The organism is Comamonas thiooxydans (genome assembly GCF_000964545.1).
In the GTDB taxonomy this organism is placed as follows: Bacteria; Pseudomonadota; Gammaproteobacteria; order Burkholderiales; family Burkholderiaceae_C; genus Comamonas; species Comamonas thiooxydans.
On the sequence record NZ_BBVD01000026.1, the window covers coordinates 25,473 to 34,711 of the forward strand.

Consider the following 9,239-nt stretch of genomic DNA (forward strand, 5'->3'; position numbering starts at 1 on the left):
TGACCGTCAGTGTAGCAGCGACCCCTAGCTTTTTGTGGATGTAGGCTTTTCGTCAGCGTTGATCCGACTCAGTTCTGTGGGGAAATTGCCAAGCGTTCGCAGAAAGTCGGCATCCGTGCGATAGAGCCTGATGGGGCTGCCTTCCTTGTGCAGCAGTCCGGCGCGTTCCAGCCGTTGCTCGGCCGGCAACTTCAATCCCACCACGTGCAGCAGACCGCCGCGCAATGCGACCAGGCGTTCCAGTCGGGCAAATGTTTCGACTCCGGTGATGTCTATGCTGTTGATGGACTGCATCAGCAGTGCCAGGTCTTTGGCCTGGGGCGTTTGCTGCAGTGCATCGGCCGCGTAGCGCTCAAGTGCCGTGGCCGTGGCAAAGTCCAGGTCTGCATCCATGCGCAGAGCCACGACTTCAGGTGCCAGGGGTGGCAATTGCCAAAGCAGACGGCTGCGCAGGCTGCCGTCGGGATGCTCGCCGACCTCGATGATGCGCGGGTGCAGATGGTGATAGAGGTAGTAAGCCTGGCTGAGCATGATGCCCGCGAACACACCCCAGTACATGCGCGGGGCGGTGACGATGGTCAGCACCAGCGTGGCGACGCTGATGCTGGCTTCGACCTTGGAGATCCTGAAAAGCTTGAGAATCGCGCTGGGCTTGACCAGGTTGAGCACGGCGGTGATCACGATGGCAGCAAGCGTTGCCTGGGGCACATGGTAGAGCCAGGGAATGAACCAGAGCACGACCACAACCACCAGCAAAATGGAAAAGACGTTGGCATAGCCGGTCCTGGCGCCTGCGAGCAGATTGACGGCAGAGCGTGAGAAAGATGCGCTGGTGGCAAAGCTGCCGAACAGGCCGGCGCTGATCTTGGACAGGCCCTGGGCGATCAAATCCTGGTTTTCGTTCCAGCGCGTGCCGGCCTGCTGATGTTCGACCTGGGCGCTGGACGCGGTTTCCAGAAAGCTGACCAGGGAGATGACCAGCACGGGCATGACGAGGGCGCCGAACTGCTCCCAGTCCAGCATGCCGGGCCATTGGAAGCTGGGCAGCCCCGCAGGCAGGTGGCCGATCACGGCTCCGCCCGCATCGGCGAAGCCCGTGAGCCAGCTGATGAACCCGCTCAGACCGATGATGAAAATGGCCGAGGGAAAAGCAGGACGCCATTTCTTGGCCAGCATCAGCAAGCCCATGCTGACCAGGCCGTAGGCGATGGACTGGATGCTGAACAGATAGATGGACGGCGAATGCCAGACGGTGGACCAGTCAGCGCGCATGCCCAGCAGGGTGGGCAGCTGCGAAGCCAGAATCAGCAGCGCAGCAGCCTGGGTAAAACCTGCCAGTACCGGCGAGGTGACCAGATTGAGCAGCCAACCCGCACGTACCACGCCCAGACTCCATTGAACCAGGCCCGACAGAATGGCCATCCATGCGGCGAGCACCACCCACTGGGCCGAGCCCGGTTCGGCCATGCCGGTCAGAGAGGCGCCGATCAGCAAGGCGCTCAGCGCCGTCGGCCCCACGCCCAGGCGGGGCGACGGACTGAAGAGGATGGCCACCGCAGCAGGAATGATGGAGGCATAGATGCCGGTAATCAGCGGCATGCCCGCCAGCGCGGCGTAAGCCACGCCCTGGGGCAGCAACATCAGGCCCACGGTCAAGCCGGCCCAGAACTCACCGCGCAGCAGGCCGAAAGTCGGTTTGGGCCAATTAAGAAAGGGCAGCCATCGGGCCAGGGATTGCATGGAAGTCATGATTGCGGCGAACTAAATCGTCTGCAAGCTTAGTCGGGCTTTGTTGTGCAGGGATTAAAACAGGGCGAGGCTGCGACCTTGGCCGAGTGGGACGCCTTGTTCCAAAGTGACTCGAGGCGTTGTCCGAACCGGGCCCGCATGGCAGCGATGGCGGCAAGGGTGTCGGCGGATGGCCGATGAGTCCGGGAGGGGTCGCCCGCCAGATTCGCGCCCTGCCATGCGACCGGGTGGGTCGCTGGCTGCTTGTGAATGATGTTCACGTTGAAATCGACTCGAAGAAAAAAACGACGCCAGCTGCTATGGTTTTCAATGCTGGCACCGTGTTTCATCCTAGCACGCAGCCTGCGCATATGCTGGGGTGCGCTCCAGTTTCGGGGCAGGAGCGGCCATAAAAAAGAGAGGCTCATGGCCTCTCTTTGCACCTTGCGGTGCGGTGCGCGCAGTGGCTGAGCCACCTGTTGTCTATCAGTTGCCCAGGTTGCGAATCGCCTCGGGCGTGTACTGGCTGGGCTTGAGGTCGTCCTTGCCCAGAATCGGTGCCTTGGGGCGCTCCTGGACCAGATTCATGCTCACATAGGAGCCGGCATTCAGGTCATAGTAGAACGATGTGCCCGCGTGCCATTTCTTGATGTCGTAGGCATAGTAGTAATTGATTTCACCGTGCTGCCACAACTGGCCGCGTGCGTCGTAGAAGTCACCCGAGACGGCGTGGCCGGTGTCTTCGTCGATGAACATCACACGCTTGGAGTACAGGTGTCGGAAGCCGGGCTTGAGCTTGCCCTCCAGCACCCAGACGCGGCGCAGTTCATAGCGGGTGTAGGCAGGGTTGGGATGACCTGGCTTGAGCAGATCGGCGTATTTCATCTGCTGGTTGATGCGGAAGGTGTTCGCAGGAATGAACATCTCGCGCTTGCCGTGCATGGTCCACTCGTAGCGCTCGGAGCCGCCGTTGAACAGGCGCTCGGAGTCGATGGTCGCCTTGCCGCTGGTGCCGGGGGAGGGCTGGTCATAGCCGAACTCGGGCAGCTGGCGCACGCGGCGAGTGCCGGGATCGTAATTCCAGGCCAGGCGCTTGTCCGTGCCAAAGTTCATGGGCTCGATGGACAGAATCACTCCGCCTTTTTCGCGCTCGGGCAGGATGGAAAAATTGGTCACATAAGCGTATTTGCCCTCGTTGGGCTTGCCCAGATTTTCCTTGGAGTCATAACGACTGAGCTGGATATAGCTGGTGCGGCCCCAGGCGATATCGCCGCTTGCGCCCACCAGTGCCATGTCACGTTCCACCTCTTCGGTGCTGGCGCGGCTGGGCATGAGGTTGTTCCATAGCAGTTCCAGCCCGGTCTTGGGAATGGGGAAGGGCAGAGCGCCCATGAAGCCCTTGACTCCATTGCCGTCGTTGACTACCTCGGCTTCCAGTGCATTGCGCTTGATGACGGCGCAGATGTCGTCGTCATAACGGAAGTCGCGGTGGCCCGGATAAACGGGAATGCGCATGGTGGTGGGGAACTTGGCGAGTAGCGCCTTCTGACCGGCGCTGAGCTTGTCGCCATATTGCGCCATATTGGCGGCCGTGATTTCGAACAGCGGCTTTTCGTTGGCGTAGATATCGGGCTGGAACTGTCCCACGGACTTGGTGAACTTCACGCCGGGAGGAACGCCCAGGATCTTGCCCGTGAATGGCGGGATGCTGCCGTCGGCATTGCCGGCTTTGATGGCGCCGGTGCAGGTCAGCTCCTTGCCCAGCTTGTCGGCTTCTGTGGCGGGAACCTTGGCGCAGGCGGCTCCTGCGCTCAGCAAACCTATGCACAGCATCAGTGCTGCGCTCATCGTCTTTTGTTGCATTGCTCTTGTTTTCCTAGTGAAAAAACCTTGCAGGCCGTTGCCTGTGAGCATTTATTTTTCAGATATTTGTCATGACATGAATCGTCTGTTGAGACTAATCGACGGCATTCGAGGCAGGCCCAGGACGCAAAAAAGGCAGCGCCGTTGCCGGCGCTGCCTTGGGCGGGATCAAAAATGACTAGGTATTAACGCGAGCCGTTCAGATCCATTTCCGAGTATTTGACGATCTTGGTGCCCTTGACCCATTTGTAGCCAAACCAGATGACCAGGAAGAGAGGCAGGCCGATATAGGTGGCGATGGCACCGACCCAGTCGATCTGGTCCTTGATCAGGTTCTCATAGTTCTGGCCCAAGGTGATGATCAGGCACAGCACAAAGGCGAAGATGGGGCCGAAGGGGAAGGCCGCTGCCTTGTAAGGCAGCTGGCTCATATCGTAGTTCTGCACTTCGCAGCCCTTGCGGAAACGGTAGTGGCTGATGGCAATGCCCAGCCAGGCGACGAAGCCACACATGCCGGACAGATTCAGCAGCCAGATGTAGACCACTTCGGGGCTGAAGATATTGGTCAGAAAGCACAGGGCGGCAATCACGGTGGTGGCGATCAATGCCAGCACGGGCACGCCGCGCGTGTTGACCTGGGCAAACAGCTTGGGCGCCATGCCCTGCTTGGCCAGCGCATACAGCATACGGGTGGAGGCATACATGCCGGAGTTGCCGGCCGACAGCACGGAGGTCAGCACCACGGCATTCATCACGGCGGCGGCACCCAGCAGGCCGGCACGTTCGAACACCAGTGTGAAGGGGCTGACGGCGATATCGCCCAGATCGTTGCGCAGCAACTTGGGATCGGTATAGGGAATCAGCAGACCGATGATGAGGATGGCAAAGACGTAGAACAGCAAAATGCGCCAGAACACCTTGCGCACGGCCTTGGGCACATTCTTGGCGGGATCTTCGGATTCGCCGGCGGCGATGCCGATCAGCTCCGTGCCCTGAAAGGAAAAGCCCACCACCATGGCCACGCCGATCAAGGCTGCAAAACCGCCCGCAAACGGCGCGTCGCCTGTGCTCAGGTTGGCGATATTGCCCCAGATACCGTCAGGCGCGCCACCTTGCAAAATACCGAAGATCATCAGCACGCCGATGGCGATGAAGACCAGCACCGTTGTGACCTTGATGGCAGCAAACCAGAACTCGGATTCGCCAAAGCCCTTGGCGGACAGTGCGTTCAGGCCGAACATCAGTGCCAGAAACAGCGCACTCCACAGCACGCCGTTGGTGTCGGGGAACCAGTAGGCCATCACCAGCTGCGCCGCAACCAGGTCCACGGCAATGGTCACGGCCCAGTTGTACCAGTAGTTCCAGCCCAGGGCGAAGCCAAAGCCTTCATCCACGTACTTGGCGCCATAGGTGGCAAAAGAGCCGGAGACTGGCATGTGCGCGGCCATCTCGCCCAGACTGGTCATCAGGAAATAAACCATCAGGCCCACGATCATGTAGGCCAGCAATGCGCCGCCGGGGCCTGCTTGCGAGATGGTTGCGCCAGAGGCGACAAAAAGACCGGTGCCGATGGAGCCGCCGATGGCGATCATCGACATATGTCGGGCCTTGAGGGAACGGTGCAAGCCACCGTTGTCAGTTTTTGCTTGGCTATCGCTCATGAGAGATATTGGTTTTTTGCGGATCATGAAGCCTTGGCGGTCCTGGCTGGTAAAAGCCTCGGCCTCATGCCCGTTTGTTGCGCCCTGATATCAGGAGTCCCCGGATATCAACGCGGTCAGCGTGAACGGCGATGACATGCATCGTGCTCAGTGGCTTCCGATAGGGTGCAGATTGTGAGCGATTTGCGCATGAGCCGTACAGCATGAGCTGTGGATCAGGGCCGCCATGGCTTGAATCTATATCTAAGTGTTTGATATTTCAGAATTAATGACTGGATCGGAAATTCAAAAAAATATCCTTATATCTTCGTCAAATCGTCGGCGAGACTGGCTTCATACTCGGCCTGCATTCAGTAGGGTTCTGTCTATTTGATTGTTTTATTGTTCATTTCGTCAAAAATAAATGCCGAAATGTCAATGTTGGTTGTCGATAGTTTCTATCTTGAGATGAAAAAAGCCGCCAGCCAATGGTTATCAAGGACTGGCAGCTTCTTTTTTGATAGTGACCTGTGTGTGGTCAGGTCGCCGGCTTGAATCAGCTGAGCAGCAAGGCGTCATCCGCGAGCTTCTCGCCACGCACCTTCTCGAACATATGCAGCAGGTCGGGCACGTCCATTTTGGAGCGCTCTTCGCCGCTGACGTCCAGCACCACATTGCCCTGGTGCAGCATGACGGTACGCGTGCCCACATCCAGCGCCTGGCGCATGCTGTGCGTCACCATCATGGTGGTCAGATTGGCTTCCTGCACGATGCGTGCCGTCAACTGCAGCACAAAGTCCGCGGTGCGCGGGTCCAGGGCGGCAGTGTGTTCGTCCAGCAGCAGAATGCGCGAAGGCTGCAGAGCCGCCATCAGCAGGCTCACGGCCTGGCGCTGTCCGCCCGAGAGTAGGCCGATGCGATCGGTCAGGCGATTTTCCAGACCCAGGCCCAGCGTGGCCAGGCGGTCGCGGTACAGCTCGCGATTGCTGGCCTTCACTGCCTTGGACAGGCCGCGGAGATTGCCGCGCTCGTGTGCCAGCGCCATGTTCTCTTCGATGGAAAGGTCTTCACAGGTGCCGGCCATGGGGTCCTGAAACACGCGGGCCACCTGCTTGGAGCGGGACCATACCGGCATGCGCGTCATGTCGATGCCGGCAATTTCGATCTTGCCCTTGTCCACGCTCTGGTCGCCCGAGACGCAGTTCAGAAATGTGGACTTGCCTGCGCCGTTGGAGCCGATGACGGTCACGAACTGACCGTCGGGGATGGACAGCGACAGGCCGCGCAGGGCGCGGGTCTCGATCGGCGTGCCGGGATTGAAGGTGAGTTCGAGGTTTTGTGCGTTCAGCATGGTGTTCTCCGCCGTCCTTCTTCTTACTTGCGCTTGCTCAGCTTTTTCTTGATTTGCGGAATCACCAGTGCGATGGTCACCAGCACTGCCGTCACCAGATTCAAGTCCTGTGCCTTGAGGCCGATGGCATCGATATTGAGGGCCGCAGCGATGAAGAAGCGGTAGACCACGGCGCCGAGCACCACGGCCAGCGTGGCCCAGATGATCTTGCGCGAGGGCAGGATGGTTTCGCCCACGATCACGGCCGCCAGACCGATGACGATGGTGCCGATGCCCATGGAGATGTCGGAGCCGCCCTGCGTCTGCACGAACAGCGCTCCGGCCAGACCGACCAGGCCATTGGAAATTGCCATACCCAGCAGAATCATGGCGCCGGTGTTGACGCCCTGGGCGCGGGCCATGCGGGCGTTGGAGCCCGTGGAGCGGATGGCCAGGCCGCGTTCGGTGGCAAAGAACCAGTCCAGAGCCAGCTTGGCCACGATGACGAAGCCCAGCATGATGAGGGGGCGCATCACATAGTCGTCAATGTTCGCCGGCTGCAGCATGGTGAACAGAGTGGGTTCGTTGATCAGCGGCACATTGGGGCCGCCCATGATGCGCAGGTTGACCGAGTACAGGCCGATCATCATCAGGATGGAGGCCAGCAGGTCCATGATCTTGAGCTTGACGTTGAGCCAGCCTGTGATGAAGCCCGCCACGGCACCGGCTGCCGTGCCGGCCAGCGTGGCCAGCCAGGGGTTGGTGCCCGTGGAAATCAGAATGGCGCACACTGCACCGCCAAGGGGAAAGCTGCCGTCGACCGTCAGATCGGGGAAACGCAGCAAGCGAAAGGAGATGAAGACGCCCAGCGCCACCAGGCTGAAGATCAGGCCAATTTCAATGGCACCGAGGATGGAAAATAGAGACATAGAGAGAGCGACAGGCGCGGCAAACGTCTAAAAAAATCGGCAGGGCCATGTTGCCACGGCACCTGCCGCTGTGCTGGCACCGCCTGAGAGCGGCAGTGCTGGCGACAGGGAGTGGATTACTTGACCACGGTAGCGGCGGACTTGATCAGCGCGTCGGACAGCTTCACGCCTTGCTTTTCAGCGGCGCCGGGGTTCACGAACAGTTCCATCTTGGTAGAGACTTCGGGCTTGATGTCGCCGGGCTTCTCGCCCTTGAGAATACGCGCCACCATGCGGCCTGTCTGTTCGCCCAGATCGCGGTAGTTGATGCCGTAAGCGGCCACGGCGCCACGCTTGACGGAGTCGGTGTCAGACGCCACCAGAGGAATCTTGGCGTCCTGGCCAACCTTGACCAGCGATTCGTAGGCCGACACCACGTTGTTGTCGGTGTTGGTGTAGATCACGTCCACCTTGCCTACCAGCGAGCGTGCGGCGCTGGAGACGTCCACCGAGCGGGGAGCTGCAGCCGTCACCAGAGTCCAGCCCATCTTGGGCAGCAGGGCCTGCAGTTCCTTCACGACCACGGCGGAGTTGGCTTCACCGGGGTTGTAGACCATGCCGATGCGCTTGGCATTGGGCACGACCTGCTTGACCAGATCCATCTGCTTGTCCAGGGCCAGCAGGTCGGAAACGCCGGTCACATTGTTCTTGGAGGGTTCCCAGCTGGCGACCAGCTTGGCGGCAACGGGGTCGGTCACGGCAGAGAACACGACCGGCACGGTCTTGGTCGACGCGATCACGGCCTGCGCGGAAGGCGTGGCGATGGCGACGATGGCATCGGGCTTGTCACCCACGAACTTGCGCGCGATCTGGGCAGCCGTACCGGTATTGCCCTGTGCACTCTGGTATTGCCACTTCAGGGACTTGCCTTCTTCGTAGCCGGCTGCCTTCAGGGCATCCTTGACGCCGTCGCGCACCGCATCCAGGGCGGGGTGTTCAACAATGGCGGTCACGGCCACGGACTTGGTATCGGCGGCATAGGCACCCGACATGGCGGAAATTGCCAGGGCCAGTGCGCCCATGCGGGCCAAGGACAGCTGCTTCATGTGTATCTCCAGCGTTTGTTGTGTGTTGCAGGTGAATTAAGACGGCAGTGCGTGATGCGCGTCGCCTCGCGGCAAAGTCTACTGCACCGATCTGGCTGTCTTCGCGATTGAGATAACCTTGTTTATCCCTATACGATGATCACGAAAAAATGGCATGAAAGCTGCGCAAAGCGCTAATTGGCAGGAGTTAGTGTGTGTGGAAGCAGGGCAATGGCGCGCAATATTGCGTTGAGCGGGGCCGGATTTTGGTTTTCTACTGCATTTTTCCTGCGCCTTGTGCGATATGGGCAGGCATATTGATGCAATTGCCTGTTTTTTGAACATTGCTCTTTATGCACCGGCAAGCGATCTTCATTGAGTGATACGCGGCGATTGCGGTGGCATGCGTTTTTGCTGTGATGCTGCAAATTTGTGGGCATTTGGCAGCCTGCGTTGCTAAAAACATTCAGCCCATGAAAAAAGCCTGCGCAGCAATGGCTGGCGCAGGCTTTATGGAGCAGCATCCGGAGCAGCTGCAGCCGCCGAATGCAATCGTGGACGGATTACATACCTGAGTAGTTGGGGCCGCCGCCGCCTTCGGGTGTCACCCAGACGATGTTCTGTGTCGGGTCCTTGATGTCGCAGGTCTTGCAGTGCACGCAGTTCTGTGCATTGATCTGCAGGC

At 59.6% G+C, this 9,239-nt stretch carries 8 protein-coding genes; all 8 read right to left on the reverse strand.

Features of this window, described 5'->3' with window-relative positions; all coding sequences use genetic code 11:
* Positions 1 to 24: 24 nt before the first annotated feature.
* Positions 25 to 1,740 (reverse strand): SulP family inorganic anion transporter, encoded by a 1,716-nt coding sequence (locus Cth01_RS23240; RefSeq protein WP_034355603.1) that lies wholly within the window; start codon positions 1,738 to 1,740, stop codon positions 25 to 27.
* A gap of 38 nt (positions 1,741 to 1,778) precedes the next feature.
* Positions 1,779 to 2,156, reverse strand: coding sequence for a hypothetical protein (locus Cth01_RS23245; protein ID WP_139032139.1), 378 nt, complete (start codon positions 2,154 to 2,156; stop codon positions 1,779 to 1,781).
* 58 nt (positions 2,157 to 2,214) lie between these two features.
* Positions 2,215 to 3,591: a DUF1329 domain-containing protein gene (locus Cth01_RS23250; protein WP_034379410.1), complete on the reverse strand. Its 1,377-nt coding sequence runs from the start codon at positions 3,589 to 3,591 to the stop codon at positions 2,215 to 2,217.
* Between the two features lie 185 nt (positions 3,592 to 3,776).
* Positions 3,777 to 5,252, reverse strand: coding sequence for an amino acid permease (locus Cth01_RS23255; RefSeq protein WP_034379409.1), 1,476 nt, complete (start codon positions 5,250 to 5,252; stop codon positions 3,777 to 3,779).
* Between the two features lie 535 nt (positions 5,253 to 5,787).
* Positions 5,788 to 6,582 (reverse strand): ABC transporter ATP-binding protein, encoded by a 795-nt coding sequence (locus Cth01_RS23260; RefSeq protein WP_003064901.1) that lies wholly within the window; start codon positions 6,580 to 6,582, stop codon positions 5,788 to 5,790.
* Positions 6,583 to 6,605: 23 nt separating this feature from the next.
* The gene (locus Cth01_RS23265) at positions 6,606 to 7,490 is read right to left on the reverse strand and encodes an ABC transporter permease (RefSeq protein ID WP_003054767.1); all 885 of its coding nucleotides are present in this window, start codon (positions 7,488 to 7,490) and stop codon (positions 6,606 to 6,608) included.
* Positions 7,491 to 7,606: 116 nt separating this feature from the next.
* Positions 7,607 to 8,575: an ABC transporter substrate-binding protein gene (locus tag Cth01_RS23270; RefSeq protein WP_034355528.1), complete on the reverse strand. Its 969-nt coding sequence runs from the start codon at positions 8,573 to 8,575 to the stop codon at positions 7,607 to 7,609.
* Between the two features lie 542 nt (positions 8,576 to 9,117).
* The coding region (locus Cth01_RS23275; RefSeq protein ID WP_156160287.1) for a 4Fe-4S dicluster domain-containing protein at positions 9,118 to 9,239 on the reverse strand (122 nt) is incomplete at its 5' end.

Coding starts and splice junctions, on each gene's coding strand:
- Cth01_RS23265 (WP_003054767.1), bottom strand. CDS start 7,490: ATGTCTCTATTTTCCATCCTCGGTGCCATTGAAATTGGCCTGATCTTC.
- Cth01_RS23245 (WP_139032139.1), bottom strand. CDS start 2,156: ATGAGCCTCTCTTTTTTATGGCCGCTCCTGCCCCGAAACTGGAGCGCA.
- Cth01_RS23240 (WP_034355603.1), bottom strand. CDS start 1,740: ATGCAATCCCTGGCCCGATGGCTGCCCTTTCTTAATTGGCCCAAACCG.
- Cth01_RS23260 (WP_003064901.1), bottom strand. CDS start 6,582: ATGCTGAACGCACAAAACCTCGAACTCACCTTCAATCCCGGCACGCCG.
- Cth01_RS23250 (WP_034379410.1), bottom strand. CDS start 3,591: ATGCAACAAAAGACGATGAGCGCAGCACTGATGCTGTGCATAGGTTTG.
- Cth01_RS23270 (WP_034355528.1), bottom strand. CDS start 8,575: ATGAAGCAGCTGTCCTTGGCCCGCATGGGCGCACTGGCCCTGGCAATT.
- Cth01_RS23255 (WP_034379409.1), bottom strand. CDS start 5,252: ATGAGCGATAGCCAAGCAAAAACTGACAACGGTGGCTTGCACCGTTCC.